At 63.3% G+C, this 26,091-nt stretch carries 22 protein-coding genes; 10 read left to right on the top strand and 12 right to left on the bottom strand.

Annotation, left to right across the window (positions count from 1 at the left end; translation table 11 throughout):
• The first annotated feature begins 85 nt into the window (after positions 1 to 85).
• Together AB7290_RS25705 and AB7290_RS25700 are read left to right on the top strand one after the other, a co-directional pair.
• Positions 86 to 1,060, top strand: coding sequence for an IclR family transcriptional regulator (locus tag AB7290_RS25705; protein WP_085401976.1), 975 nt, complete (start codon positions 86 to 88; stop codon positions 1,058 to 1,060).
• Positions 990 to 2,549, top strand: coding sequence for an acyl-CoA carboxylase subunit beta (locus AB7290_RS25700; RefSeq protein ID WP_085401975.1), 1,560 nt, complete (start codon positions 990 to 992; stop codon positions 2,547 to 2,549). Before AB7290_RS25705 ends, AB7290_RS25700 begins: the two co-directional genes overlap by 71 nt.
• A 491-nt stretch (positions 2,550 to 3,040) precedes the next feature.
• Here AB7290_RS25700 and AB7290_RS25695 read toward each other — a convergent pair whose 3' ends face one another.
• Positions 3,041 to 3,316, bottom strand: coding sequence for a DUF3303 domain-containing protein (locus tag AB7290_RS25695; protein ID WP_038941960.1), 276 nt, complete (start codon positions 3,314 to 3,316; stop codon positions 3,041 to 3,043).
• Between the two features lie 269 nt (positions 3,317 to 3,585).
• Here AB7290_RS25695 and AB7290_RS25690 point away from each other — a divergent pair, with 269 nt between their 5' ends.
• Complete coding sequence (locus AB7290_RS25690) at positions 3,586 to 5,622, top strand: molybdopterin-containing oxidoreductase family protein (RefSeq protein ID WP_085401974.1); 2,037 nt, start codon at positions 3,586 to 3,588, stop codon at positions 5,620 to 5,622.
• A gap of 20 nt (positions 5,623 to 5,642) precedes the next feature.
• On the opposite strand, the gene AB7290_RS25685 is transcribed toward AB7290_RS25690, so the two are convergent.
• From AB7290_RS25685 to AB7290_RS25660, 6 genes are all read right to left on the bottom strand, one after another.
• The gene (locus AB7290_RS25685; RefSeq protein ID WP_085401973.1) at positions 5,643 to 7,118 is read right to left on the bottom strand and encodes an FAD-binding oxidoreductase; all 1,476 of its coding nucleotides are present in this window, start codon (positions 7,116 to 7,118) and stop codon (positions 5,643 to 5,645) included.
• 169 nt (positions 7,119 to 7,287) lie between these two features.
• On the bottom strand, positions 7,288 to 8,055 hold the full coding sequence (locus AB7290_RS25680) for an amino acid ABC transporter ATP-binding protein (protein WP_085401972.1): 768 nt from the start codon (positions 8,053 to 8,055) through the stop codon (positions 7,288 to 7,290).
• Between the two features lie 40 nt (positions 8,056 to 8,095).
• On the bottom strand, positions 8,096 to 8,788 hold the full coding sequence (locus AB7290_RS25675; protein ID WP_085401971.1) for an amino acid ABC transporter permease: 693 nt from the start codon (positions 8,786 to 8,788) through the stop codon (positions 8,096 to 8,098).
• A complete protein-coding gene (locus tag AB7290_RS25670; protein WP_028146547.1) occupies positions 8,785 to 9,579 on the bottom strand; it encodes an amino acid ABC transporter permease in 795 nt (264 codons plus the stop codon). Before AB7290_RS25670 ends, AB7290_RS25675 begins: the two co-directional genes overlap by 4 nt.
• A gap of 62 nt (positions 9,580 to 9,641) precedes the next feature.
• Positions 9,642 to 10,538: an amino acid ABC transporter substrate-binding protein gene (locus AB7290_RS25665; RefSeq protein WP_085401969.1), complete on the bottom strand. Its 897-nt coding sequence runs from the start codon at positions 10,536 to 10,538 to the stop codon at positions 9,642 to 9,644.
• A gap of 29 nt (positions 10,539 to 10,567) precedes the next feature.
• Positions 10,568 to 11,728, bottom strand: a complete 1,161-nt coding sequence (locus tag AB7290_RS25660; protein WP_201266191.1) for an aminotransferase class V-fold PLP-dependent enzyme — start codon at positions 11,726 to 11,728, stop codon at positions 10,568 to 10,570.
• 237 nt (positions 11,729 to 11,965) lie between these two features.
• Between AB7290_RS25660 and AB7290_RS25655 the strand changes: the two genes are divergently transcribed.
• The 4 genes from AB7290_RS25655 to AB7290_RS25640 all read left to right on the top strand — a co-directional run bounded on the left by AB7290_RS25655 (position 11,966) and on the right by AB7290_RS25640 (position 15,783).
• The gene (locus AB7290_RS25655; RefSeq protein WP_085402019.1) at positions 11,966 to 12,757 is read left to right on the top strand and encodes an IclR family transcriptional regulator; all 792 of its coding nucleotides are present in this window, start codon (positions 11,966 to 11,968) and stop codon (positions 12,755 to 12,757) included.
• Positions 12,758 to 13,137: 380 nt separating this feature from the next.
• A complete protein-coding gene (locus AB7290_RS25650; protein WP_071917521.1) occupies positions 13,138 to 14,562 on the top strand; it encodes a TadE/TadG family type IV pilus assembly protein in 1,425 nt (474 codons plus the stop codon).
• 10 nt (positions 14,563 to 14,572) lie between these two features.
• Entirely contained in the window at positions 14,573 to 15,130 is a 558-nt protein-coding gene (locus AB7290_RS25645) for a TadE/TadG family type IV pilus assembly protein (RefSeq protein WP_063983829.1), read from the top strand.
• Entirely contained in the window at positions 15,130 to 15,783 is a 654-nt protein-coding gene (locus AB7290_RS25640; protein WP_028157690.1) for a TadE/TadG family type IV pilus assembly protein, read from the top strand. Before AB7290_RS25645 ends, AB7290_RS25640 begins: the two co-directional genes overlap by 1 nt.
• A gap of 118 nt (positions 15,784 to 15,901) precedes the next feature.
• Here the strand turns inward: AB7290_RS25640 and AB7290_RS25635 are convergent, their stop codons facing one another.
• The 3 genes from AB7290_RS25635 to AB7290_RS25625 all read right to left on the bottom strand — a co-directional run bounded on the left by AB7290_RS25635 (position 15,902) and on the right by AB7290_RS25625 (position 19,796).
• Positions 15,902 to 16,702, bottom strand: a complete 801-nt coding sequence (locus AB7290_RS25635; RefSeq protein WP_085401966.1) for a type 1 glutamine amidotransferase domain-containing protein — start codon at positions 16,700 to 16,702, stop codon at positions 15,902 to 15,904.
• A 112-nt stretch (positions 16,703 to 16,814) separates the two neighbouring features.
• A complete protein-coding gene (locus tag AB7290_RS25630; protein ID WP_039157058.1) occupies positions 16,815 to 18,188 on the bottom strand; it encodes an aldehyde dehydrogenase family protein in 1,374 nt (457 codons plus the stop codon).
• A 432-nt stretch (positions 18,189 to 18,620) separates the two neighbouring features.
• On the bottom strand, positions 18,621 to 19,796 hold the full coding sequence (locus AB7290_RS25625; protein ID WP_085401965.1) for a patatin-like phospholipase family protein: 1,176 nt from the start codon (positions 19,794 to 19,796) through the stop codon (positions 18,621 to 18,623).
• A gap of 220 nt (positions 19,797 to 20,016) precedes the next feature.
• Here AB7290_RS25625 and AB7290_RS25620 point away from each other — a divergent pair, with 220 nt between their 5' ends.
• The 3 genes from AB7290_RS25620 (at position 20,017) to AB7290_RS25610 (ending at position 23,355) form a co-directional block, all read left to right on the top strand.
• Complete coding sequence (locus tag AB7290_RS25620) at positions 20,017 to 20,799, top strand: acetoacetate decarboxylase (RefSeq protein WP_028153388.1); 783 nt, start codon at positions 20,017 to 20,019, stop codon at positions 20,797 to 20,799.
• Between the two features lie 114 nt (positions 20,800 to 20,913).
• Complete coding sequence (locus AB7290_RS25615; RefSeq protein WP_085401964.1) at positions 20,914 to 21,930, top strand: transporter; 1,017 nt, start codon at positions 20,914 to 20,916, stop codon at positions 21,928 to 21,930.
• A 21-nt stretch (positions 21,931 to 21,951) separates the two neighbouring features.
• Positions 21,952 to 23,355: a carbohydrate porin gene (locus tag AB7290_RS25610; RefSeq protein WP_085401963.1), complete on the top strand. Its 1,404-nt coding sequence runs from the start codon at positions 21,952 to 21,954 to the stop codon at positions 23,353 to 23,355.
• Here the strand turns inward: AB7290_RS25610 and AB7290_RS25605 are convergent.
• The gene (locus tag AB7290_RS25605) at positions 23,352 to 24,647 is read right to left on the bottom strand and encodes an MFS transporter (RefSeq protein ID WP_085401962.1); all 1,296 of its coding nucleotides are present in this window, start codon (positions 24,645 to 24,647) and stop codon (positions 23,352 to 23,354) included. The genes AB7290_RS25610 and AB7290_RS25605 overlap by 4 nt on opposite strands.
• Before the next feature lie 113 nt (positions 24,648 to 24,760).
• Positions 24,761 to 25,957 (bottom strand): acetyl-CoA C-acyltransferase, encoded by a 1,197-nt coding sequence (locus AB7290_RS25600; RefSeq protein WP_085402018.1) that lies wholly within the window; start codon positions 25,955 to 25,957, stop codon positions 24,761 to 24,763.
• Positions 25,958 to 26,091 lie beyond the last annotated feature (134 nt).

Genomic DNA, 26,091 nt, shown 5'->3' with positions numbered 1-26,091 from the left:
TTTTTGTTGTCGTCGCAAAATGCCTGAGGTAGCGTCGTCTGCAAGTGGAATTTAATTCCGCAGAGCGGAACGAACGGTAGGGAACATGGGACGACGATCGGAGCGGTTAAGCAGGCAAGGTGCGCTCGCTGGCGATGCCGGCGAGGGTGATGTCATCCAGGTGGTGTCGCGCGCGTTCGACGTGTTGCGATGCTTCGAGGGCCATGAGGCCCGGCTCGGCAATCTCGAGATTTCAAATCGCTGCGGCCTGCCGCGCTCGACGGTGTCGCGGCTCACGCACACGCTGACGCGGATGGGGCAACTCGTGTACCTGCCGCGCGACCAGAAATATCGCATCGGCCCGAGCGCGGTGGCGATGAGCGCCTCGATGATGAAGGGCGCGCAGCTGCGCAGCATGATCCGGCAGCGGCTCCAGGAAGTCGCCGAGCAATTGCCAGGCACTGTCGGCTTCGTCGTCCCCGATCGCTTCCATCTGGTCTATCTGCAGTTCGCGCGCTCGGCCTCGGCGCTCGGCCTACACGAGGGCACCGGCAGCCGCATCTCGATGGCCTCGACGGCCGCGGGCGCGGCTTACACGGCGGCGCTAGCGCCTGAAGTCGGCGATGCCTTCATTACGGACATGGAACGGGAAGCCCCCGAGGCTGCGAAAATCCTGCGGCCCCGCATCGAGGCCAACAGGCAGTCGTTGCTCGAGCGCGGTTACGTCACGGCCTGCGGCCTGTGGAGCCCGCACATCAACGGCCTCGCGGTGCCGATCTGGTCGCCGCAATACCAGACCTTCGTCGTCATCACGATCGGGCTGTTGTCGTCGATGTATGACGAGCAGCGTCTGCATGCCGAAGTCGCGCCGTTGATGGTCGCGCTCGGCCGCTCGCTCGGAAGCCTGATGGAGGGCGCGGAAGGCGACGTCTTCAACAACCGCATCTCGCGCAAACCGGTCGCAATGGCCGTGCATAACAATAACAAGCCGATCAATTCGGAGGGAGTGAATGAACTGGAAGCCGGAACTCGACGAGCTCGCCCGGCGCGAAGCCTTCGCGCGGGAGATGGGCGGCGTTGACAAGGTCAAGCGTCAGCATGACCAGGGCCGACTGACTGTTCGGGAGCGTATCGACAGACTGATCGATAGCGGTAGCTTTCACGAGATCGGTGCCGTCTCCGGCATCGGTGAGTACGATTCCAGCGGCGAGCTGCAGAAATTGACGCCGGCGAACTGCGTGTTCGGCCGCGCGCGCGTCGAAGGCCGCACGGTCGTGGTGGTCGGCGACGATTTCACCGTCCGCGGCGGCTCGGCCGATGCGTCGATCTCGGCCAAGCCGTTGATGGCGGAGGAGATGGCGCATGATTTCCGGCTGCCCATCGTCCGCATCATCGAGGGCTCCGGCGGCGGCGGCTCGGTCAAGACCATCGAGACCAAGGGCGCGGCCAATCTGCCGGGCGGCATCGGCGGCACGCGCTGGTATCGCTTCACGACGGAGAATTTGTCGCGCGTGCCGGTCGTCGCGCTCGGTCTGGGCTCAGTCGCTGGCCTTGGCGCGGCGCGCCTTGCCGCCAGCCACTATTCCATCATGACCCGGAAGTCCGCGATGTTCGTCGCGGGGCCGCCGGTGGTGAAGGCGCTCGGGCAGGACCTCTCGAAGGAGGAGCTCGGCGGCGCCGACATCCAGACTCGCGCCGGCGCGGTCGATCACGCCGTCGATACGGAAGAAGAGGCGTTCGCCTGCGCGCGACGTTTCCTCTCTTATCTGCCGTCATCGGTCTACGAACTGCCGCCGACCTTGCCCTGTATCGACAATCCGGAGCGCACCGAAGAAGCCCTGATGAACGCGGTGCCGCGCAACCGCAAGCAGGTCTACAAGATGCGGCCGATCGTCGAGCAGGTCGTCGACAAGGGCTCGTTCTTCGAGGTCGGCAAGAATTTCGGCAAGCCAATCATCGTCGGTCTCGCCCGGCTCGAGGGCAGGGCGGTGATGGTGCTTGCGAGCGACAGCTTCCACTATGGCGGCTCCTGGACCGCGGACGCGTGCCAGAAGGTGGTGCGCTGGGTCGACTTCGCCGAAACCTTCCACCTGCCGATCGTCTATCTCATGGACTGCCCGGGCTTCATGATCGGCCTCGATGCCGAGAAGGCGGCCACCATCCGCCACGGCGTCCGCGCCATGGCCGCGGTCAACCAGACCACCGTGCCCTGGTGCACCGTGATCCTCCGCAACGCCTTCGGTGTCGCCGGCGTGGTGCATCAGCCCGCCGACCGCTTCTCGATCCGCTACGCCTGGCCCTCGGCCTATTGGGGCTCGCTCCCGCTCGAAGGCGGCATCGAAGCCGCCTACCGCGCCGACATCGATGCGGCCGAGGACAAGGCGGGCAAGCTCAACGAGATCCAGGAACGGCTGAACAAGCTACGCTCGCCGTTCCGCTCGGCCGAAAAATTCTGGGTCGAGGAGATCATCGATCCCCGGAAGACGCGGTCGCTGCTGTGCGAGTTCGCGAGGCTGGCCGAGCCGTTGCGGAAGGCGGGGCCGCCGGAGAACATGACGATCAGACCGTAGGTTGCGGTCATTGCGAGCAACCGGGTGCGCGCGAAGCGAGGCCCCGATGACAGGCTCCGCGAAGCAATCCAGACTTTACCCGCGGAGGCCGTCTGGATTGCTTCGTCGCTTCGCTCCTCGTGGAGCGGCGCGGTGCAAGTCGTGATGCGTGGAACCATTTCCGGCGCTGTGCATTCAAACGCGCATGAGGAACCTGTATTTCGGCATCGGGGCTCTCGCCGCCGCGCTGGTTCTCTTTACGATTTGGCTGGGCCAGCATGAACGGGAGGCATCAATCGATCGCCTCGAGCAATGGGTGATTCCACGCCCGCCACCTGAGCGCTAAAGGAATCGCGGCCGTCACTGACGGCCCTATCGAAATACCCGCAAACACATTCGTTGTAAGCCGCCACGGAAACGGCCACGCCTTCGGCCGGACAGATCGACATTTTAGACCCGCCGGGGATGTCACTGCCGCCGGTCTTCAGCGGCAGCGACATGAGGATTGACGATTAGCGCTTGGGCAGCGAGGCCATCACTTCGCCCGCGTCGCCATCCTCCAGACAGGGTGTGACGGTCAATGGGAGCAGGTCAGCCCATTGCGCGAGCCAGCGATACATCGCCTTTGGATCGCTCGATTCAGAGATCGCAAATCCCTGTCCGTTCATGCCATGCCACCGGCCCAGCATCTTGACGCCTTCGGGTGGCGCTCCGCCGGTTTCCAGAAAACGGCTGACGGCTGCATTGAAGGTGCCTTGAGGTACACTCCAGGTTGTAATGAATTTCATGCGATTCTCCCATAATCTGAATTATTGGATGAATGCCGCGGCTGCGCCGCCCGCGCACAATAGCGCTGGCGTGTCGAATAACAACGGCGAATGAAGCCGTGGGTTAGTGCGATGGAGGCGCCGTAGCGGACTTGGTCGTGTGTCACCGGCGTCCGCCGGAGAACATGACGATACGGCCGTAGCGGCGCGAACGGGGAACTCATTGGGGCTGCCGACCTATCCCGTCTCTGATAAGATCATCTCGGGAATGAGACCGGGAGGGCTCGCTCATGTCGGCTGTCGATGCGAAGATCGTCCGCACCATGTGTCCGATGAACTGCCACCCGACGTTTTGCGGAATGCAGGTTGAGGTCGAGAGCGGTCGGCTCAAGACGCTGAGCGGAGACAAGGATAATCCGGACAGTGCCGGGTTTCTTTGCGTTCGCGGGCGCGCGACCAGCGAGATCTTCGGCAATCCGAAGCGACTGCTCTACCCCCAGATTCGCGACGATCGCCGCACCGACATCTGGCGCCGCGTAAGCTGGGACGAGGCGCTGGATTTCATGGCGAAGCGGATGCGGTCGGCTGGGCCCGAGGCGGTGGGTCTATGGGCGGGACATGGCGGCTTCACCGTGGGCAGTGCCGTGACGGTGCAGTTGATGCAGCGTTTCGCGCATATGTATGGATGCCAGAACTGGCATCCTGCAATGGTCTGTTGGGGGCTTGGCGGTTTTGGAGTGGGTCTGACGGGCGCGCTCAAGGTCAATACCAAGGAGGATATGGCTGAGAACTCGAACATGATCGTGCTTTGGGGCGCGAACATTTCGAGTCAGCCCAATACCGCCCGTCATATCGTCGCGGCTCGGCGTCGCGGGGCAAAAGTCATCACGATCGATGTAAGGAGAACGGAAGCGGCGGCTCAATCGGATGAAGTTTTCCTGATCCGCCCTGGATCGGACGCTGCGTTCGCTTTGGCCGTCATGCACGTCATCGTCACTGAAAAGCTCCATGACTCTGAGTTTATCGAAGCGCATACCGTCGGCTTCGCGGAATTGTCGTCTCACGTTCTATCCTTCACGCCGGCCTGGGCAGCAGCCGAGACCGGTCTTGAGGAAGGCCAGATTGCGTCGTTCGCCAGAGCGTACGCGTCCACGCGACCAGCCATGATCCTTCTCGGCGGCAGCTCCATGCACAAGAGTGCCAACGGCTGGCACGCGGCGCGTGCGATCAGCTGTCTGCCGGCGTTGACCGGCAATTTTGGGGTTGGAGGCGGCGGTCTCGGCCCACGTCATGGCGCCCACAGTGCGGCCATGTGCAATCTGAATACGGGTGTGACGCGCGCGCCGGGCAATTATGTTGCCAATCAAATGCCCGACATCGCAAAGGCCTTGTCCGACGGGCAGCTCAAGGTTTTGCTCCTGCTGGGGACCAACATGCTGTCGTCCTTCGCGGACGCCGGTGAAATCTCCCATGGTCTCGACAAGACGGGTCTGGTCGTTTGCGTCGATCTGTTCATGAATGAAACGGCGCGGCGTTTCGCCGATGTGTTGTTGCCTGGAACCGCCTGGCTCGAGGAATTGGGATTTAAGGTGACGAACACGCACCTCTATCTGATGGAGCGTGCACTGGAGCGGGAGGGAGAGACGCGCCCGATCTATGAAATCCTGAGTTCTTTGGCAGACTCCCTCGGGCTTGCTGACTTCTTTCCGTGGGCGTCGATCGAAGAGGTGATCGATGTCATCTTGAATGACACGACAACCGGCCATGCGACTGTTGCGTCGCTGCGCGCTGCCGGTGGCTTTTTGCCTCTTAACGTGCCCGCGGTCGCCTATGCGGATCGGAAATTCGATTCACCGTCCGGGAAGATCGAATTCTGCTCGCCGCAGGCGGCAAGGCTCGGGCTTCCGCCACTTCCGGTGCACGGCGGCGACCAGGCTTCGCCCTATCCGTTGTCGCTGAGCTTCGGAAGGACGCTGACACATTTTCATTCGTTCTATGACGAGGGCCAGGCTCTCCCGGCATTGGCAAAGCACAATGTCGCCCCGCAACTCTGGATATCGCCGGTGGATGCAGAGGCGCGTCAGCTCAGCAACGGGGATGCGATCAGGATTTACAATCAGCGGGGCGAGTTCGCGGCAAAGGCCTGCGTCACCGACGACGTCAAGCGCGGGGTGGTCTGGATGCGCGATGGCTGGGTTGGCCTCAATCATCTCACGTCCGGCGACGCGGTCCTGACCGGAGACGCTCTCAGTCTTTTTCACTTCTCCGTTGGCCAGTCCGACTACGGCGCCCGCGTGGAGGTCGCGCGAAGGCAGGCATCGTTGTAGACGAGGCTGTCCGGCGTCGATCACAGCCGCAGCACCTTGCCCGGATTCATGATGTTTTGCGGATCGAGCGCGCGCTTGATGGTGCGCATGATGTCGAGCTCGGTCTTCGAGCGGTAGTGACTGAGCTCGTCGAGCTTGTCGATGCCGATGCCGTGCTCCGCCGAGATCGAGCCGCCCATCGAGGTGATGAGATCGTTCACGGCCCGCGTGATGGCGGACGAATATTGGGTCAGCGTCTGCTGATCCATGCCTTTGGGGCCCATGAACGAGAAATGCAGATTGCCGTCGCCGATGTGCCCCAAGGGATAGGGGCGAATGGTCGGGAGAATGTCGAGCACGGCCTTGAGCCCCTGGTCGATGAAGCCGGGAATCCTGGAGATGGCCACCGACACGTCGTAGCTCAGTCCCGGCCCCTCGGCACGGGAGGCCTCGGCGACGCTTTCCCGAATGCGCCACATGTTGCGCGATTGATTTCCGGTGTGCGCGATCACCGCGTCGAGCACGCGGCCGGCCTCGAGCTGATCGGCGAGAAACTGCTCCAGCTTCTCGGTCATGCCCTCGGTCCCGTCCTGCCGGGCCCGCGAGGACGACCATTCAAGCAAGAGGTACCATGGCGTGTCCGCCTTGAGAGGATCCTGGGTGCCGGGGATATGGCGCAGCACCATGTCGATGGCGCTGCGGCTCATCAGCTCGCAGGAGCCGACATTGTCCCCTGACGCAGCATGGGCTTCGGACAGGATCTCCAGCGCTGCGCGCGGATCGCGGATCGCCAGCCACGCCGTGCAGACGTCCTTCGGCGCCGGCCATAGCTTGAGGACGGCCTTCGTGATGATGCCCAGCGTTCCCTCGGCGCCCATGAAAATGTGCTTGAGGTCGTAGCCCGTGTTGTCCTTCTTGAGCGCACGCAGTCCGTCCCAGACGTCCCCGTTGGCCAGCACGACTTCGAGCCCCAAGACGAGATTGCGGGCATTGCCATAGCGCAGCACCTGCACGCCGCCGGCGTTCGTCGACAGGTTGCCGCCGATCATGCATGAGCCCTGGGCGCCAAGGCTGAGGGGCAGGAACCTGTCGTGACGGCTTGCGGTCTCCTGAAGCGTCTGGAGAACGCAGCCGGCCTCGACCGTCATCGCGTAACCGACGGCATCGACGTCCAGCACGCGGTTCATGCGGCCGAGCGACAGCACGATGCCGGTGTGCGCCGGCCAGGGCGTGGCCCCGCCCATCAGGCCGGTGTTGCCACCCTGCGGCACGATCGCGACGCCGTGCTCATGGCAAAGCCGGACGACTTTCGAAACCTCCTCGGTACTGCCAGGACGAACGACGGCGCCCGCGCCGCCAACCAGCAATCCGCGCCAATCCGTCACGAACGGCTGCTTGCCGTGCTCGTCCTCGATCAGGCCCTTCTCACCGACGATCGCGCGCAACGCATCGCGCATCCGGGCAGTCAAAGGAGCGGTCGGGATGGTGGGTAGGGAGGACGGGAAGGCAGCCGGCATTTTGTTTCCCCTGGCGCATCTTGGTGTGCACTGCGCACGTAACGTGCGGGGGTATTCTCCACGTTTGCGGCGGGGAGTCTAATGGCAATATGTCTCGAAGCGGGGGACCGTGGACGAACGCGTCGCAGCTGCCGTCACCGACGGCGCCTGGTCTCGGCCGGGCGGAATCCTAGTGGATGATCTGGTTCAGGAAGCCCTTCGCCCGTTCCGTGCGCGGAGCCCGGAAGAATGTCTCCGGATCCGCTTCCTCCACGATGCTTCCGCGATCCATGAAGACGACCCGATCGGCGACCTCGCGGGCGAATCCCATCTCGTGCGTCACGCAGACCATCGTCATTCCATCTCGCGCCAGCTCGACCATGGTGTCCAGCACTTCCTTGACCATCTCGGGGTCGAGAGCAGACGTCGGTTCGTCGAACAGCATGATCTTGGGCTGCATGCACAGCGCCCTCGCGATGGCGACGCGTTGCTGCTGGCCACCCGACAATTGTGCGGGATACTTGTCCGCCTGATCCTGAATGCGGACCTTCCGCAGCAAGCCGAGTGCGCGATCGCGCGCTTCCGCTTGCGATATGCCGCGAACCTTGATCGGAGCCAGCATGCAGTTCTCGGCGACCGTGAGGTGCGGAAAGAGGTTGAAGCTCTGAAAGACCATCCCGACCTCGCAGCGCACGCTGTTGATGTCGGCCATGCGGTTGCTCAATTCGACACCGTCGACGACGATTCTGCCGCCGTCGTGTTTCTCGATATGGTTGATGCACCGGATGAGCGTCGACTTGCCGGAGCCCGAAGGTCCGCACAGCACGATCTTCTCGCCCTTGCCGACCCTAAGATTGACGTCGTTCAGCGCATTGAATGCGCCGAATCGCTTCATCACGTTCTCGACGAGCACGATTGCACTGGGCAGCGTGGCATTGCTGACAGTCGCTTGAGGCATGTTCGTCTCCCAAATACGAGGCCGTTTGGTATCCCGATGATCATCGTGCCGTGGCAAGGCCATATCGCTTGCGAAGGGTGGCGACGCACTGGGAGGCCGCCGAGCTGATGACGAGGTAGGCCACCGCGACGGCGAGGTACATCTCGACGAGACGTCCATTGAGCTGAGCGAGCTTGGAAGCCGCGCCCAGAAGATCCGTCAACGACAGCACGTAAACGAGAGACGTGTCCTGAAACAGGATGATCGTCTGGCTCAGGATGATCGGGCTCGCCACGCGAAGGACTTGCGGCAGAACGACATGGCGATAGGTGTCGTAGGTCGACAGCGCGAGCGCCTGGCAGGCCTCGAACTGCCCCTTGTTCACGGCCCGCAGTCCGACGCGGATGATCTCGGAGTAGTAGGCGGCTTCAAACAAGCCAAAGGTGATGAACGCCGTGTAGGTCGCCCCGATCGGGATCGGGCGGCCGTTGCCGCTCAGGTGCCCAAGCACGATCGGCACCAGGAAGAAGAACCAGAAGAGGACGAGGATCAACGGGATCGACCGGATGATCGCGACGTAGCCGCGGACGATCTGGGCGAACACCGGGACCTCGAAGTGCTGTACCAGCGCAAGACAGGTTCCGAGGACCATACCGATGGCGAATGCGGCCGCCGTGAGCGAAAGCGAGAACAGCAGGCCCGACCAGAGATAAGGCCACGACTGCGCGACGATCGAGAAATCGAGGGTATTCATTTCACGGTCTCCATGGCGCCAGGCAGAGCGCTGCCTTGCTGCATGTCGGCGGCGAGATCCTGTTCAGCAGTGAGCTTCACCGGGGCGCTACCCGGAATCCTGACGGCCTTGTCGATGAGCGTCATGATCTGATACGCAACCAGCGCCAGGCAAAGATAGATGATCGTCGCCGCGCCGAAGGCCGAGAATGTCTGGAACGTTGCCTCGCTGATCTGGCGCGCCTGTGCGGTCAGCTCCATCAAGCCGATCGTGAGTGCGACGGAGGTGTTCTTGTATATTCCCATCACCTCGCTGGTGAGGCTCGGCACGATCAGGCGCAGAGCCTGCGGCACGACGACGTAGCGATAGGTGAGGTAGCCGCTGAGGCCGAGAGCGTTGGCGGCCTCGATCTGCCCCTTCGGAAGCGCTTCGATGCCGGCCCGGACCTGCTCGGCTATCCGAGACGCCGTGTAGAGTCCGAGGCAAAGGAGCGCCGGGAAGAACGATGCCCAAGGCGGCGGCATCTGCTTGATGGCATTTCCGAGCGCGGTCGGCACCACCTCCGGGAAAACGAAGTACCAGAGGAACATCTGCACCAGGACAGGGATGTTTCGGAATATCTCGACGTAGAGCCGGGCCGGAATCGAGACGAAACGATTCTGGACCGTGCGGCCCACGCCGACGAACACGCCGATGCCGAAGGCGATCCACCAGCCGAAGAAGGCCAAAGCCAGGGTCCAACCGAGACCCGACAGAAGCCAGTCGATATAGCGCTGGCCGTCTGCCGCCTGTTCAAAAAGCACTCCGAACATCGCGAGCCTCCGGGTTGCAGGTGCGGACGAGGATGACTTTCCGAGACGATCAGCTCCGTCAATCAGTCGACGGCATCGCTGGGATGTGCGATCCGCTCCATCAACTCGTCGGTGAGCGGGAATGCGAGGTTCTCACCCTTGGGCGGGATCGGCCTGGTGAACCATTTCGCGTAGGTCTTCTCGAATTGGCCGGATGCCATCTGCTTGGAGAGAACGTCGTCGACGAGCCTCTTGAAGCCGGCATCACCCTTGGTGAACATCAGTCCATAGTAGATCTTCGCGTAACCCTCGGAAAGGAACAGGAGCGCGTCCGGATTCGGCGCCGCAGCCTTGAGCCCGGCGAGAAGGATATCGTCCTCCATGAAGGCGACGGCACGGCCGGTGTTCAGCATGAGGAAAGATTCCGCATGGTCCTTGGCCTGGACGATGTTGAGGCCGAGCTGCTCCTTGGTGTTGACGCTCTGCGCGAAACCCACCGCGTTGGAGCCTTGCGTGGCGACCACCGTCTTGCCTTTCAGGTCGCCGGCGGTCTTCACGCCACTGGCGGCCTTGACGAGCCAGCGCGGCTGGCTGACGAACGTTGCGACCGAGAACGAGACCTGTTCCTGCCGCTTCTTGTCGTTGGCGGTGCCGCCGCATTCGATGTCGACAGTCCCGCTCTGGATCAGGGGTATCCGGTTCGAGGAGTTCACCGGCGTGTAGTTGACCTTCAGACTGGGCAACTTCAGCTCCTCCTTGATGCGATCGACGATGGCCGCGCAGAGGTCGAGCGAGAAGCCGATCGGATTCTGGTCCGGCCCGAGGTACGAGAACGGTATCGAAGCCTCACGGTAGCCGATCGTGATCGAGCCGCTGGATTTGACCTTGTCGAGCGTCGGGCTGTCGGCTGCCGCGGCCGGGCTTGCGTTGACAGCCAGGAGCGCCGGGAGAAGTCCCAATAGCTGAACGAGCTTCTTCATGGTTCTTGCCTTCCCATCGTTTGTCAGATTCAAGCTGCGACGGACGGGCGTCCGAGCCCTCGCCGGCGGATGACGTCGATCAGGCGATCGATGTCGGTGGCGGTGTTGAACATGCCGAGCGAGACGCGAATGCCATCTCGTTCGGGCGACACGCGCACGCCGTTCTCCTCGAAATGGCCGAGCCAGTCTGCCGCGGGCAGGGCGATGACGTAGATGTGCGGAGCGCGATGCTTGCGTTGGCGCGGACCGACGAGGCGGACGCCCAGCTCGTCCAGGCGCGCAATCAGGTGATCGCCGAGATCGAAGCAGTGGTTCTGGATGTTCTGCACCCCGATCTGCTCGATCATGTCGAGCGAAGCACCGAGGGCGTGGACTGCGGGCAGATTGAAGTTGCCGAGCTCGAAGCGCCTGGCGGCCGGCGAGGGCGCCATCCCGTCGGCACGCGCGATGAGATCGCTCGGGATCTCGGCGAGGCTCGCAGCCGCCAGATAGGCCGGCTCGAGCTCCTTGAGCGTCTTGTCCCAATAGAGCAGCCCGAGCCCTTGCGGAACCAGTAATCCCTTGTGGCTGCCGGAGCCGATGAAGCTTGCGCCGATCGCCTTGGCGTCAACAGGCACGACTCCGATGGCCTGCATCACGTCCACCACGAAGTGGAGCTTGTTCCTGACGCACATCGCGCCGACGCTCTCGATGTCAAAGCGGTGACCGGCGTGAAAAGTCACATGCGACATCGAGATCGCACGCGTCCTTTCGTCAATGAAGGGAGCAAAGCTGTCGGCGTCGACGACTTCCGTCATCGGGATGAAGCGGACCTCGACGCCTTTCCGTTGCAGATTGAGGAACGCGTAGGCGTTGTTCGGATGATCGCCGTGGATCATCAGAACGTTGTCGCCGGCGCGCAGCGGCAGTGCATTTGCCGCAATGTTCATGCTTTCCGATGTGTTTTTCGTGAAGGCAATCTCGTCCGCCGTCACGCCGAGAAAGCGGGCGACCTTGGCACGGGTCTGCTCGACCCGATCGAGCCAGATGCTCTTCGGACCGGCTGTCTCGAAGCCCTCGCGCAGGAAAAGCTCGATCGCGGCCTTCACGGGACGCGCGAGCGGCGTTTGAAACCCGGAATCCAGATAGACCATCCGTTCGACGGCGGGGAATTCCTTCCTCACGGCGTCCACGTCGTAATGACGAGACATGCACATCTCCTGTTGAGCGCGCCGGCAGAACTTGGCTCCCGGCCAAGCGGCGGAGCGCGATTTTCGGAACGGCGAGACCGCACTGCACAATTTCTGGTCAATCGCCGGTGACGCCAAGAATATGAGCTTTCAGGATTTGGACAATTCATTTTGTCGAATTTCAATAGGTTTTATTCCGAAAAATGATAATGTATGGCGTTGATCTTGATTTCACTTCCAGTTTTGGCCGGGTGGGACATGACGAAGCGAATTGGGAAGGAAGGACCGTTGGATCGGGCTTTCGCGATCGTTCGGCATGTTGCCGACCAACGCAAAGCCGTCTCGGCCGCGGAGATCGCAAAGGCTCTTTCGCTGCCGCTTCCAACGGCACACAGGTTGATCGGAAACCTCGAAGACCGCGGACTGCTTCAGAAGGCGTTGGGTACCAAGCGGTACGTTGTGGGAAACCAGCTCGTCACCCTGTCCGCCACCGTCATAGGCGCTGCATTCCGCACCGCGCGGCGGCACGCGGTGCTTCGGGCGGTCGCGGGAGAAATCGGCGAACAGTGTGAGATTGGCGTCGTACGCGACAACGTCGTTGCCTATGTCGACAGCGTTCGCGTTTCGGAGCCGCAAGGTCTTCAGTTCAATCCGGGAGAAGCGGCGCCGTTACACTGCACGTCGACCGGAAAGATCTATATGAGCCGACTGCCCGAGCGGATCCGGGCGAAGCTGTGCCGCGCGCTACCCCTGACCAAATTCACCGAAACGACGATCGTCGATGTCCACGCGCTGATGAAAGTTCTCGAGGAGACGCGACAACGCGGCTGGGCCAAGACAAACGAAGAGTACGTCAAGGGGGTGGTGGGGTGCGCCGTCCCCATTCTGTCGCCGGATCGGGAATTGATCGCTTGCCTCGGCGTCTCTGTACCGGTGGCCCGCGTGAGCTTCGCCGAACTGGACCGGTTCATAGCGCCGCTTCAAAAGGCCGCCGCTCTGCTATCCGGGACCATTCTGCAAGTTGAAGACGATGGCGCAGATGCCCAATGATGGCATGATGCCTTGGCGTCTGTGCCATATCCGCGGTTAACCAGACCGACGTGCCTGCTGAGCGGTGATGCTGCGCAGCCCACCGGACGCGCCGACTAGCGCCGGCGTTAGGCCCTATCGACCTCACCGGAGGCCGCTTACCCCTCAATCTCTGCGATCGCGTTTAACCGACGTTAATGATGTCCTCTCGATATGGAACATCCCACTCCGTTGCACTCCCTGTTTGTGGATTGCCCGTAAGTGTTGATTAAGGGGGCCATATCCATATTCCAGCCTGCGATTGGCGGGCTGACCGGCAGCGGTAATCCCACCGGTTGCCCCGATCAAAAGACTTTAGGAATTTGCTCTCTGCCGCCACGACGGCAATCAGGATGAAGGTCATGCTCCGCCGGGTAGTGCTCCGTTTCGCAAGAGACCGGAAGGCCAACATCGCCGTTATCTTCGCCCTCACGATGGTGCCGATCGTCTTTCTCCTGGGCATGACGCTCGACTACACGCAGGCCGTCCGCAAGCGGGAGCAATTGAACGCAGCCGCCGACGCGGCCGCGATCGCAGCCGTGCGGCCGGCGATGCTGACCCAGACCGACAAGACGGTCGTCCAGGCGACCGCCGCAGCCGTCTTTGCAGCGAAGGCGAATCTTCCCGGTCTGACGGCGACGCCGACGCCGACCATCACCGTCACGGATTCCGGCCTCGCACGAAGCATCACGGTTTCGTACACCGCGCAGTCCGTCAATAATTTCCCCAGCGTTCTCGGCAAGCAGACCTGGGACGTCTCTGGCTCCTCAACGGCGAAGGCGTCGAGTGCGCCCAACATGAATTTCTACCTGCTGCTGGACGACTCGCCGTCGATGGCGCTTGCTGCGACGCAGGCCGACATCACCAACATGATCGCGGCCACGAAGAACCAGCCCAGCTACGCGAAGAATTGCTCGTTCGCCTGCCATGAGGCGCGTCCCAACAACGCAACTGCCAGCTCGACGAACAAGGACAATCTCACCGTCGCACGCGCAAACAACATCACGCTGCGCATCGATCTCGTGACCAACGCCGTTACGCAATTGCTGAAGGGACCCTGGACGTGCCCGCAGGCGGGTGTGACGGGCGGCGTCATGCAGTGCATGTCGGCGCTCAACAACACGACCTACAAGGCCGCCATCTACACCTTCGACTACGCCCTCAACACGATTCAGGTGCTGACCACGCCGGACACCGCCGCCACGAAGATCAACAACATTCAGCTCCTGACGGTCGACCACCAGAACTGCCCCATTGTCGATAGCAAGGGCAACTGCACCTACACCACCGACTACGGCACGGATATCTCGGGCGGGCTCACGGGCGTCAACACCGTGATGCCTGCGCCAGGCACCGGCACCAATCAGGCGGGCGATACGCCGCAGGAAGTGGTCTTCCTCGTCACCGACGGCGTCGAGGACAAGCTCATCCCGAAGACGGGGGGCTCCTGCGACCCCAATGCCACCTATGCGCTTCCGACAGCCAACTCGACGACCTTGCGGTGCCAGCAACCGCTCGACACGACGGTCTGCACGACGATCAAGAACCGCGGCATTCGCATCGCGGTCCTCTACACCGAGTATCTGCAGCTGAGCGACAGCTGGTACACGAGCCGCATCTCGCAGTTCAACAATCCATCCTCGTCAACCGGCACGATCGCGACACGGCTGCAATCGTGCGCATCGCCCGGTCTGTATGCGAGCGTGCAGACAGGTGGCGACATTTCCGCGGCGCTGACCAACCTGTTCATCAAGGTTGCATCCAGCACGGCCAGCCTCGTGCAGTAGGGAAGGCGCCATGACCCGACAGGTCACGACAACGAAAAGATGCCGCAACCGCTGGGCCGCCTTCGCCGGCGATAGCCGCGGAGCCACGGCCGTCGAATTCGCGCTCGTTGCCGCGCCGTTTCTCGCCCTCATCATCGCGCTCATCCAGACGTTTCTGGTTTTCTTTGCCCAGCAGATGCTTGAAACCGTGGTGCGCCAGTCGGCGCGTCTCGTCATGACGGGGCAGGTTCAGTCGGCGCAGATGAACCAGGCGGTTTTCAAGCAGAAGGTCTGCGATCAGATCGTGATCCTGTTCAATTGCAGCGGTCTGATGGTCGACATGCAGGTCGCGACGTCCTGGTCTTCCGCGAACACGGCGACGCCCACGCTGACCTTCGACGGCTCGGGCAATGTGACCAACAGCTGGCAATACAATCCGGGCGATTCCGGCGATATCGTCGTTCTCCGCGTCATGTATGTCTGGCCGGTCGTGCTCGGGCCGCTCGGCTTCAATCTCTCGAACCTTAGCAATGGCAACCGGCTGCTCATGTCGTCCGCCGCGTTCCAGAACGAGCCAGGAGCTACCTGATGATCTCCGCCCTGTCGTCTCGCGCTCGGCAGATGTTGACCGATGTACGCGCTGTTGCAGCGACGGAGTTCGCCATCGTGACGCCGTTCATGCTGGTGCTCTATGTCGGCGGCGTCGAGCTCGGGAACGGGCTCGCCATGAACGTCAAGGTCAGCGCGACTGCGCACAGCGTTGCCGACATGATCTCGCAGAACACGGCCGTCACGTCGACCCAGATGGACGGCATTCTCGCTGCGGCGAGCTCCATCATGGCTCCCTATCCCATCAAGAACGGCAGCACCTCGCTGATGACGATCACGGTCTCCGAGGTCTCGACCGACAGCAATGGCAACGCGACGGTGCAATGGAGCAAGTCGACCAGTACGTCGGGGGCGAGGGCCGCCGGTCAGCAGATGACCTTGTCGTCCTTTACCGCGCCGGGCGGCACCAGCAATGCCAACATCTCGCTCATTCTGAGCGAGGTGTCCTACGACTACGCGCCCAACCTCGGCTTCACGATCGCCGGCACGGTGAAGCTGTCCGACAGCTATTACCTGTTCCCCCGCTGCTCGACGAACACCCCCGCCACGTCGAGTTTTCCCTATTACGACGTGAAATATCCGGCGGCGAAGACCTGCACCTGCGTGCAGCACTTGCAGCAGAAGACCTGTTAGTTTCACGGAACGCGGTCCGAAAGAAGCCGGATGCCGCTGAGGCAACCTTCTGTCCCGATTTCCTCCCGGCCCCTGTGCGCAATTGCGCACAGGGCCGGATGACATTGGGGTGAACGGCTTACGCCGCCACAGTGGCGCGGTCGAGCGCTGCGATCAGCTTTGCGGCGATGGGGTGGTCGGACCGCGGGTTCTGGCCGGTGATGAGCTCGCGGTCCTCGACGACGAAGGGCTCGAAGTCGACGGCACTTCTGCTGACCTCGGCACCGGCAGCTCCCAATGCGTCCGGCATCGTGAAGTAGATCTTGCCGTGCAGGAACTGCTCCTCGATCGGGATCTCTTCCGAGGCGGTGAACACCGTCATCTTATAGCCCGCATATTGCCAGCCCTTGCCGAGCTCGGCGATCTTGGCCTTGTCGCCGGCGATCAGCGCGGCGCGATAGGCCTTGGCCTCAGGCAGGGTGGACAGTGTTGCGATCGGTCCGTGGCAGAGCAGCGCGGTGATCTTCTTCCGGTCATGGAAATATCGTAGGATCTTGCCGAGCTCGGCATCCTGCATGAGATCGACGACCGGACCCTGGCCGCCGGGGACAAAAACGGCGGCATATTGATCCAGTCCTCCGTCCACGATCGCGCGCAACGTATGGACGTTGGTCATCGCCGGGTCCTTGTCGAAGAAGTCGCGTCCCCGCCGGTAGGCCTTCTCGTCGCCGTCAAAATGGGCCGCATGATCGGAGGCCGGATCGATGTACGGTTGCTTGCCGTTCGGCGTCGCCAGCACCACCTCGTAGCCGGCATCGATCACGGCCATCGCCGGCACGACGGTTTCATTGAGGTATTGGCCGGTCGGTCCGGTGCCGCCGCCCTGGATTTCGATACGGGTGGCATTGGAGCCGACAACGAGCACTTTTCCCTTGGGCATGTGATCTCCTGACTGTTGGGTTCATGACCGGCCAGCGGCACCCTCGATCGCGGCAAGGGCTGTCCGGGCCACTTCTTCGTCCTGCTCCACCGAGCCTGCGCTTGTTCGGCGATTACCTGAACACGATCATCTTCTCCGCCGTCATCTCGTGCATCGTGTAGGGAATGCCGCCGACGCCATGGCCGGACACGCGGCGGCCCGCGAACGGCATCCAGTCGGTGCGGAAGGCGGTGTGGTCGTTGATCATCACCGCCGCCGCGTCGAGGCGCTCCGCCGCATCGAGCGCGACCGCGAGATCGCGCGTGAAGATGGCGGACTGGAATGAGACCGGAAGCGAGTTGGCTTCCGCGATCGCGTCGTCGATGCGATCGAACGGATAGACGCAGGTCACCGGCCCGAACACCTCCAGCGTGGAAACCTTGGCATCGCGCGGCGGCGAGATCAGGATCGATGGCTTGAGCGTGGTCTCGCTCAACCGGCCGCCCCCGATCTGTCGTGTCCCGGCCGAAACCGCCTCATTGATCCAGCCTTCGACACGCGCAACCTCCTGCGGCGTAATCAGCGGTCCCACCTCTGTCTCGGGGAGCGTCGGGTCTCCCACCTTCAGGGCCTCGACCCTGGCCGCGAAGCGGTCGACGAACTCCTTCTGAAGCGCGGAATGCACATAGATGCGCTGGACCGACACGCAGACTTGCCCCGCGTGGTAATAGCCGCCCTTGGCGATCGGCTCGATGATCTTTTCGAGGTCGGCGCTGCGGTCGACGATGAGGGGCGCGACACCGCCGTGCTCGAGGGCGCAGCGTGCACCGGGGGTGATGACCGATCGCAGATGCCAGCCGACGCGCGCCGAGCCGATGAAGCTCAGGAAGGCGACGCGCGGGTCGGTCGCGAATTTTTCAGGCAGGCTATGATCCTCCGGGAGGAACGTCTGCACCCAGCCTTCGGGCATGCCGGCTTCGTGGACGAGCTTCACGAGCTCGACGCAGCACAGGGGCGTTGTGCCAGCCGGCTTGACGATGACAGGGCAACCCGTCGCGATCGCCGGTGCGACCTGGTGAACGATCAGGTTGAGGGGATGATTGAAGGCCGAGATCGCTGCGACAATGCCGATGGGTTCCTTGATGGTCCATGCCCGCCGGCCATCGCTTGCGGGCGTCAGGCCCATCGGGACCTCGACCCCGCCGCGGGTCCGCAAAAAATCCGCTGCCGAGCGGATGCCGTCGATCGCCCGATCCGTCTCGATCAACGCATCCGTGAGCGGCTTGCCGCCTTCGCGCGCGATCAGGATACCAAAATCCTGCCGCTTCGCCGAGACCAGATCGGCGAGCCTGTTGAGGATGGCGATCCGCTGGTGCGGCTTCAGCCAGGCCTTTCGGTCCGCGAACAGTTTTCGCGCGGTCTCGAACTTTGCCTCCAGCGCGGCGGCGTCGTCACTGGCGAGCTCGGTGATCTCTTTTCGGTCGAAGGCCTGTACAATCTTGATCATCATTTTCTCCACGCCGTGTTGTGCTCTTCGCCTGGCGTCCACTATGGCATGGGGCGCGGTGTGGCCAATGTCGCGGATTGGCGCTGAGCGGATCCGTCGTGCGATTTGGCAATCGAAGCTCGCTCCCGCGCGAAAGCTGCACCGAGGCTGCGCACTGCGCGCACGCTAATTTCGCCGAGGACAGATGGTCAAGCCGAAGAGATCGACCGGTATCTTGCTTGTGATGACATCGAGACCGCGGGGCTGATGCTTTGCGTCACGTCGTCGAAGGTCAAAATGGATGGGAGGCAACGATAGCATCATGCCCCTGTTTTGCCCGACGAGTCAAGTTTCCTTCGGTTAAACGTAAGTCATTGATCCGCCACGCCCCGGCTACTGTGCATGGGGTTGTTTTCGCAGTTTTGTTTGGAGCGGTTCGTCTGAAGAGCGCCGTTACGCGCTCTCCGTCTCCCGGTGCACGTCGTGCACCACGAGGCCCATGCCTTCGTCCGGCATCTTGATCCAGTCGCGGCGCTTCAGCGTGCGCTTGGTGTCCTCGTAGCCGCTCGTCCAGTGCTCGCGCATCGAGGTGCCCGAGAACTCATGGTCCTTGGCGTCGCCCTCATAGGCCTTCTGCTGGTAGATCAGGTGCAGGATCGCGATCTCCGGCATGCGGCGCAGGCTCGACTTGAGCTGGCGATCCTCGTCGGAGAGTTGCTCGTCCGGGACTTTCGCCAGGGCCTTGTAGAGCAGAACCTTGAGGTTGTGCGTGCGGCGGTAGACGTCGGTGTTGTGGCGCGTGCGCGAGGAATACATGATGTCCTTGTGGCGGGCCATCACATCCTGGATCGAGCGCGGCAGCACGCCCCGTGCGCTGAACAGGTCGACCTGGAACACCAGCGAGTTGAGCGCGTCCTCCTGGTCGAGCAGATGCTGGAGCGGCGTGTTGGAGACGATGCCGCCGTCCCAGAAATGATCGGTGCCGATCCGCACCATCGGCAGCGCCGGGGGCAGGGCGCCGGAGGCCATGATGTGCTCCGGCTCGATCTCGTCATGGGAATTGTCGAAATAGATGAAGTTGCCCGAGAGCACGTTGACCGCGCCGACCGCGAAGCGGACCTTCTTCTCGTTGATGAGATCGAAGTCGACGAGCTCCAGCAGGCTCTCCTTCAGCGGCATCGTGTCGTAGTAGCTGGTGGCGGTGCGCGCGCCGACCGGGCTGAACCAGGGATTGACCTGGTGCGGGGTGAAGAAGCCGGGCTGGCCCATCGCCGACGTCATCCACGCACTGGTGAGATTGCGCCACTGGCGGAAGATGTCGCCGTCGGGCGTGTAATGCCAGATCTTGCGATTGGTGATGCGCTCCCAGAAGATGAGCAGCGCCTCCAGCCGCTTCTCCGGCTTATTGCCGGCGATGATGGCTGAGTTGATCGCACCGATTGAAACACCGCAGACCCAGTCGGGCTCGATGCCGGCTTCGTGCAGCGCCTGGTAGACGCCGGCCTGGTAGGCGCCGAGCGCGCCGCCACCTTGCAGCACCAGCGCGACGCGGTCGCAGCGTTCGGGGCGCCAGCCCCGTGCGGGAGGCTGATGCGTCTGATGAGCCGGTTGCGACGTGCGGGCGTCCATGGGTGCCTCCTAGCGTGGACCAAACGATTGCGTCCGGCAGTGACGGCGTGATGACAATTTCAGCGCCGATGCATCGTCCGCATGCAGGCCGACCGCAGCGGGAATGGCGGGAGGTCGTGCGCCTGACGGAAATCCTTCACATCGCGGTCAATGACGGCGGCTAGCAATTTGCGATCCAGGCCTGACGCCGCCGGGCGGGCATCGCACACAGGAGATCAGGATGCGCAGGGAAGACGTGCTGAGACTTCCGTCCATGCCGGCGGCGGGGCCGAGCTATCCGGCCGGGCCCTATCGCTTCGTCAACCGCGAATTCCTCGTCATCACCTACGAGACCGATCCGGAGCTGATCCGCGCCGGCCTGCCTGAGCCGCTGGAGCCGATCGACCAGCCGATCGTGCATTACGAATGGATCAAGATGCCGGACTCCTCCGGCTTCGGCAGCTACACCGAATCCGGCCTCGTCATTCCGGCGCGCCTCAACGGCGAGGAAGTCAATTTCGTCTCGCAGATGTATCTGGATGATGATCCGCCGATCGCGGCGGGCCGCGAGATCTGGGGCTTTCCCAAGAAATACGCCCATCCGAAACTCGAGATCGTCAAGGATACGCTGACGGGCACGCTGGAATATGCCGGCCAGCTCGTCGCCATGGGCACGATGGGCTACAAGCACGAGAGCATGGCCGGCAACGGCGATCGCACCCGTGCGACGCTGTCGAAGACGCAGATCAATCTGAAGATGATCCCGGGCGTCGACGGCCGTCTCGAAGTCTGTCAGCTCGTCGCGATCAACCTCATCGACATCGTGCCGAAGGGCTCCTGGATGGGGCCCGGCCGGCTGCATCTGGTGCCGCATGTCAACGCACCGGTCGCGGATTTCCCGGTTCGCCGCTGCCTGGGCGCGCACCACTACATCGCCGATCTCACGCTGCCATTCGGCCGCGTCGTGCACGACTACGTCAAGGAGGCCGAGGCGGTGGCCGCGACGGGGCTGGCCGCGGAGTAGGGCGGCACCATCATCAAACTGTAACAAAGCCGTAATTGAGTACCCGTGAGAGGTCCGGAAGATGCCGTCAGCCATCTTCCGGAGCGGGGCATTTGTTGACGGTTGGGGTTGGCCATGGCTGAGCCGGCGAAGCTTGTCAGCGCGATATCGGATTCCGTGCCGGCCATTCCCGGCCTGGTCTGGGCGTTCCGGCTGCACCGCGACGGCAGTGCCGAGGCGCTGCCGATCGACCAGCCGATCGAGTTCAGCCATGACGGCCGGCTCTGGCTGCATTTCAACCTGACCGATGCGCGCGCACGGCCCTGGATCGCAGCGTCACAGCTGCCGCCGCTCGCGCGCGACCTCCTGCTGTCCAACGACACTTTCCGGCAGCTTCACGTCATCGACCATAGCGTTTACGGCGTCTTCTCCGATCTCGTGCGCGACATCGACAGCGCGACGGAAGAGACCGCGTTCCTGCGTTTCGCCATGACCGAGCATCTTCTCGTCAGCGGCCGGCATCAGGCGCTATGCTCGGCCGATGCGACGCGCCGCGTGCTCGAAGGTGGCTACCGCGTCGACAACGTCGCCCATCTCCTGGAAAAGATCGTCGACGAGGTCGCCGACACGCTGGACCGGATGACGGACAAGCTCGGCCAGGAGATCGACGACATCGAGGAACGGATTTTGGCCGACGACGCCAAGCCGGAGATGCGCCGCAATCTCGGCCGGCTGCGTCGGACTTGCGTCAGGTTGCATCGCCAGCTCACTGGCCTGCGCGTGCTGTTCCACCGGCTCGATCAGAAGAACACCGATCATCTCGCGCCGGCCTTGCGCATCCACGCCGGCAAGCTGGCGCAGCGGCTGGACGGGCTCGATCACGACATCGTCGAGCTCCGCGAACGCAGCCGCCTGCTCGAGGAGGAGCTGCGCTTCAAGAACGAGGAGGAGAGCAACCACCACCTCCACACGCTCTCCATCGTGACCTCGCTGCTGCTGCCGCCGACCCTGATCACCGGCATCTTCGGCATGAACACCAAGGGCCTGCCGCTCACCGATGTCGAGAGCGGATTTCTCTGGGCGGCGCTTCTGATGGCCTCGTCGGTGGGGGCAGCCTATCTGTTCATGCGGCGCACGGGTATCTTCAGGTAGCGTACGCAGCCGGTATCAGCCGTGATCGGGACGTCCCACAGATTTCCGCTGCGAAATGCGGCCGCGATAGTGCTGGCCTCAACGGTGGCGAGCACCGGCGCGCTCGCCGGCGCCAAGGACGAAAGCGCGGCCGTATGGCTGGCGCCAAAATGGTTCAACGAATGGCATGACGGGCTCGCCAACAAGGGCCTGAATTTCGGCGCCACCTATATCGCCGACAACATCGCCAACGTCTCCGGCGGGGTGAAGCGTGGCGCCATCCATTTCGGGCGCCTCGATCTCTCGGTCGATGCCGATCTCGACAAGCTCGTCGGCTGGACCGGCGGCCGCTTCTACGCCAATGCGTTCGTGATCTACGGCCAGGGGCTCTCCCGCAACTACGTGATGAACCTCGCCACCATCAGTGAGATCGAGGCACTGCCGGACCAGCGGCTCTACAACGCCTATTTCGAGCAGAGCTTCTTTGGCGACCGCCTGAACATCAGGGCCGGCCAGCAGGCCGCCGACGTCGAGTTCTTCGACAGCCAGACCGACGACCTCTTCATCAACGGCACGTTCGGCTGGCCCGCGATCAAGGCGAGCAATCTTCCAGCCGGCGGCCCGGCACCGCCGATCGCGGTGCCCGGCATCCGCATCAAGGCGGCGCTGACCGAGAACATCACCGCGTTCGGTGCGGTGTTCAACGGCGATCCGTCAGGTCCGGGCGATCAGGATCCGCAGCTGCGCGACCATCATGGCCTGGCGTTCCGCGTCAACGATCCGCCGTGGGTGATCGGGCAGGTCCGCTTCAACTACGACATCGATATCGGCGGCCGGCCGCTCGCCGGCAATTTCACGCCGGGCGCCTGGAAGCATTACGGCTCGTTCGACAGCCAGCGTTTTACGGCCGAGGGGCTCTCGATCGCCGATCCCGGCGGAAGCGGTGTGCCTGCAAGACTGCGCGGCAATTACGGCGTCTTCGCCGTCATCGAGCAGGTGCTCTATCGCCCGCCGGAGGTGAAAGACAACACCACGTCAGCCTCGATTCCGGGCGTCACCGCGTTCGGCCGCATTGCCTACAGCCCGCCGGACCGCAATCTGATCGACCTTTATGTGGACGGCGGCATCGGCTTCGTCGGCTTCACGCCAGGCCGTCCGCTCGATCGCTTCGGCGTGGCAATGGCCTATATGCGGATTTCGAACACCGCGCGCAATCTTGACATTGATACGCAGGCTTTCACCGGCATCCAGAGTCCGGTGCGCAGCAACGAGACGCTGATCGAGATGATCTATGAGGCGCATATCAAGCCGGGCTGGCTGATCGCGCCTTACTTCCAATACGTGTTCCGCCCCTCCGGCGGCATCCCCAATCCGAACGATCCGACCGGTGTGGCGCGGATCGGTGACGCCGCAGTCTTCGGCGTCACCACCACGATCAGGTACTAGGCCATCGCCGGTTTCGGCTCGGCCTTCGGTTGCCGCGACAGCGCCAGAACGATCAGCGAGGCGAACACGCAGAGCGCGCCGGCGATGAAGAACGCGGGCAGGTAGCTCTCATAGACCGTCCGAGAGAAACCGGCGCCGAACGCCGCGGTGCCTGCGCCGAGCTGATGGCCGGCAAAGATCCAGCCGAACACCAGATTGGCGCGCTCGGGTCCGAACTTCTGCGCGGTGAGCCGCACCGTCGGCGGCACCGTGGCGATCCAGTCGAGCCCGTAGAACATCGCGAAGATCGACAGCCCGTAGAACGAGAAGTCGCTGAAGGGCAGGAAGATCAGCGAGAGTCCGCGCAGGCCGTAGTACCAGAACAGGAGGTAGCGGTTGTCGTAGCGGTCCGACAGCCAGCCCGACATGATGGTGCCGAAGAAGTCGAAGATGCCCATCGCGGCGAGCAGGCCAGCGGCCTGCACCTGCGGGATGCCGAAATCGAGGCACATCGGGATCAAATGCACCTGGACGAGGCCGTTGGTCGACGCGCCGCAGACGAAGAAGGTCGCAAACAGGATCCAGAACGCGCGCGATTTCGAGGCGTCGCGCAGCGTGCCGAGCGCCACGCCCGTGATCGAGCCATGGCTGACCGGCGGGGCCGGCAGGGGCTCGGTGCCTTCGTCGCCGAACGGGCGCAGGCCCACATCGCTCGGCCGGTCGCGCATCGCGAGGAGAACCGCCACGGCGGAGACGCCGAGCGCGATGCAGACGAAGCCGAGCGCGAGCCGCCAGCCGTAACGTTCGGTCAGGCTTGCGAGCAGCGGCAGGAATACGAGCTGGCCGGTGGCGACGCTCGCGGTCATGATGCCGACGACGAGGCCGCGCCGCGCGGCGAACCAGCGCGTCGCGATGGTGGCGCCCAGCACCAGCGCGGTCATACCGGTGCCGATGCCGATCACGACGCCCCACAGCAACACGAGCTGCCAGACTTCAGTCATGCCGAGCGAAAGGACCAGCGCCGAGACCACGATGAGCTGTGCGGTCAGCGTGACGTTGCGCAGGCCGTAGCGGTTGAGCAGGGCGGCCGCGAACGGCGCCATCAGCCCGAACAGGATGAAGCGGATCGACAGCGCGGAGGAAATCTGCGCCGTGCTCCAGCCGAACTCGTGCTGAAGCGGGACGATGAACACGCCGGGCGCGCCGACCGTGCCGGCGCTGATCAGCGCGGTGAGGAAGGTCACGCCGACCATCACCCAGCCGTAGTGGATATTGCGGCGGCCGAGTGTCGCCGCGAGCCAGTTCGAGATCATTGGGCCTCAATGTTTGATGGGCAGGCTTTGAGACACCTGCACGAGCTTGTAGAATGGCACGGGACGTGTCTGTCGAAAATGACAGAGTTCCCTCATTTTCGGACGTTTCTAGGTCAGTGCGTCAGACGCTCCACGGCGATGGCCGTGGCTTCACCGCCGCCAATGCAGAGTGCCGCAACGCCGCGCTTGAGGTTTTGCGCCTCGAGCGCGTGCAGCAGCGTCACGATCAGCCGCGCGCCGGTGGCACCGATGGGATGGCCAAGCGCGCAGGCGCCGCCGTTGATGTTCAGCTTCTCGCGCGGGATGCCGAGGTCGCGCTGCGCCGCCATCGCCACCACGGCGAAGGCCTCGTTGATCTCGAACAGATCGACGTCGCCGGCGCTCCAGCCGACCTTGTCGAGCAGCTTGCGGATCGCCGGGATCGGAGCCGTCGTGAACCATTGCGGCTCCTGGCTGTGGGTGGCGTGGCCCTTGATCTCGGCGATTGCCGGCAGGCCGTTGCGATCAGCCAGCGAGCGCTTCGTCAGCACCAGCGCGGCGGCGCCGTCGGCATTGGCGGAGGAGGCGGCCGGCGTGATGGTGCCGTTGGCGCGGAACGCCGGCTTCAATCCGGGGATTTTCGCAGGATCGACCTTCAGCGGATGCTCGTCATTGGCGACGATGCGCGGGCCGGCTTTCTCGGTGAGCGTGATCGGCGCGATCTCGGCCTTGAACGCGCCGCCCTCAACCGCCTTGCGCGCGCGGCTCAGCGTCTCCATCGCGTAGGCATCCTGGTCCTTGCGGGTGAACTGATAGGCTTCCGCGGTGGCCTCGCCGAAATCGCCCATGGAACGGCCGGTCTCGTAGGCATCCTCCAGCCCGTCCATCATCATGTGGTCGATGATGCGGTCGTGCCCGGCGCGGTAGCCACCGCGGGCCTTGGCGAGCAGATAGGGCGCGTTGCTCATGCTCTCCATGCCGCCGGAAACGACGATCTCGGCCGAGCCTGCGCGGATGATGTCGTGCGCCAGCATGGTCGCCTTCATGCCGGAGCCGCAGACCTTGTTGACGGTGGTGGCGCCGGTGGCGTCGGGCAGGCCGGCCGCGCGCGCCGCCTGGCGAGCCGGCGCCTGGCCTTGTCCGGCCGGCAGCACGCAGCCCATGAAGACCTCGTCGACCTTCTCGGGCGGAAGCTTGGCGCGCTCCAGCGCGGCGTTGATCACATGCGATCCGAGCTTGTGCGCGGCCAGCGGCGACAGCTCGCCCATGAAGCGGCCGAGCGGGGTGCGGGCGGCGGAGACGATGACGACGGGATCGGCGGCTTCGGCCATGATGAAACTCCCAGCGATGACGGAAAAGATTATGATCATCATATGATGCGGCGCAAAAAATGCAACCGCAGCCGGCATGAGAAATTGTCGTGGTTCGGATGAGATTTGGTCGTTCGATTGGAGGAGGGGTGCGG

Source organism: Bradyrhizobium sp. 613_E4_N2_2, from assembly GCF_052075995.1.
Classification (GTDB): Bacteria; Pseudomonadota; Alphaproteobacteria; order Rhizobiales; family Xanthobacteraceae; genus Bradyrhizobium; species Bradyrhizobium barranii.
The sequence above is the reverse complement of the archived record's forward strand: the minus strand, read 5'-3'. Positions and strand labels throughout refer to the sequence as shown.

Coding starts and splice junctions, on each gene's coding strand:
- AB7290_RS25600 (WP_085402018.1), bottom strand. CDS start 25,957: ATGGCCGAAGCCGCCGATCCCGTCGTCATCGTCTCCGCCGCCCGCACC.
- AB7290_RS25665 (WP_085401969.1), bottom strand. CDS start 10,538: ATGAAGAAGCTCGTTCAGCTATTGGGACTTCTCCCGGCGCTCCTGGCT.
- AB7290_RS25620 (WP_028153388.1), top strand. CDS start 20,017: ATGCGCAGGGAAGACGTGCTGAGACTTCCGTCCATGCCGGCGGCGGGG.
- AB7290_RS25625 (WP_085401965.1), bottom strand. CDS start 19,796: ATGGACGCCCGCACGTCGCAACCGGCTCATCAGACGCATCAGCCTCCC.
- AB7290_RS25635 (WP_085401966.1), bottom strand. CDS start 16,702: ATGCCCAAGGGAAAAGTGCTCGTTGTCGGCTCCAATGCCACCCGTATC.
- AB7290_RS25705 (WP_085401976.1), top strand. CDS start 86: ATGGGACGACGATCGGAGCGGTTAAGCAGGCAAGGTGCGCTCGCTGGC.
- AB7290_RS25645 (WP_063983829.1), top strand. CDS start 14,573: ATGACCCGACAGGTCACGACAACGAAAAGATGCCGCAACCGCTGGGCC.
- AB7290_RS25670 (WP_028146547.1), bottom strand. CDS start 9,579: ATGTTCGGAGTGCTTTTTGAACAGGCGGCAGACGGCCAGCGCTATATC.
- AB7290_RS25675 (WP_085401971.1), bottom strand. CDS start 8,788: ATGAATACCCTCGATTTCTCGATCGTCGCGCAGTCGTGGCCTTATCTC.
- AB7290_RS25700 (WP_085401975.1), top strand. CDS start 990: ATGAACTGGAAGCCGGAACTCGACGAGCTCGCCCGGCGCGAAGCCTTC.
- AB7290_RS25690 (WP_085401974.1), top strand. CDS start 3,586: ATGTCGGCTGTCGATGCGAAGATCGTCCGCACCATGTGTCCGATGAAC.
- AB7290_RS25650 (WP_071917521.1), top strand. CDS start 13,138: ATGCTCCGCCGGGTAGTGCTCCGTTTCGCAAGAGACCGGAAGGCCAAC.
- AB7290_RS25605 (WP_085401962.1), bottom strand. CDS start 24,647: ATGATCTCGAACTGGCTCGCGGCGACACTCGGCCGCCGCAATATCCAC.
- AB7290_RS25630 (WP_039157058.1), bottom strand. CDS start 18,188: ATGATCAAGATTGTACAGGCCTTCGACCGAAAAGAGATCACCGAGCTC.
- AB7290_RS25695 (WP_038941960.1), bottom strand. CDS start 3,316: ATGAAATTCATTACAACCTGGAGTGTACCTCAAGGCACCTTCAATGCA.
- AB7290_RS25680 (WP_085401972.1), bottom strand. CDS start 8,055: ATGCCTCAAGCGACTGTCAGCAATGCCACGCTGCCCAGTGCAATCGTG.
- AB7290_RS25640 (WP_028157690.1), top strand. CDS start 15,130: ATGATCTCCGCCCTGTCGTCTCGCGCTCGGCAGATGTTGACCGATGTA.
- AB7290_RS25615 (WP_085401964.1), top strand. CDS start 20,914: ATGGCTGAGCCGGCGAAGCTTGTCAGCGCGATATCGGATTCCGTGCCG.
- AB7290_RS25685 (WP_085401973.1), bottom strand. CDS start 7,118: ATGCCGGCTGCCTTCCCGTCCTCCCTACCCACCATCCCGACCGCTCCT.
- AB7290_RS25660 (WP_201266191.1), bottom strand. CDS start 11,728: ATGTCTCGTCATTACGACGTGGACGCCGTGAGGAAGGAATTCCCCGCC.
- AB7290_RS25655 (WP_085402019.1), top strand. CDS start 11,966: ATGACGAAGCGAATTGGGAAGGAAGGACCGTTGGATCGGGCTTTCGCG.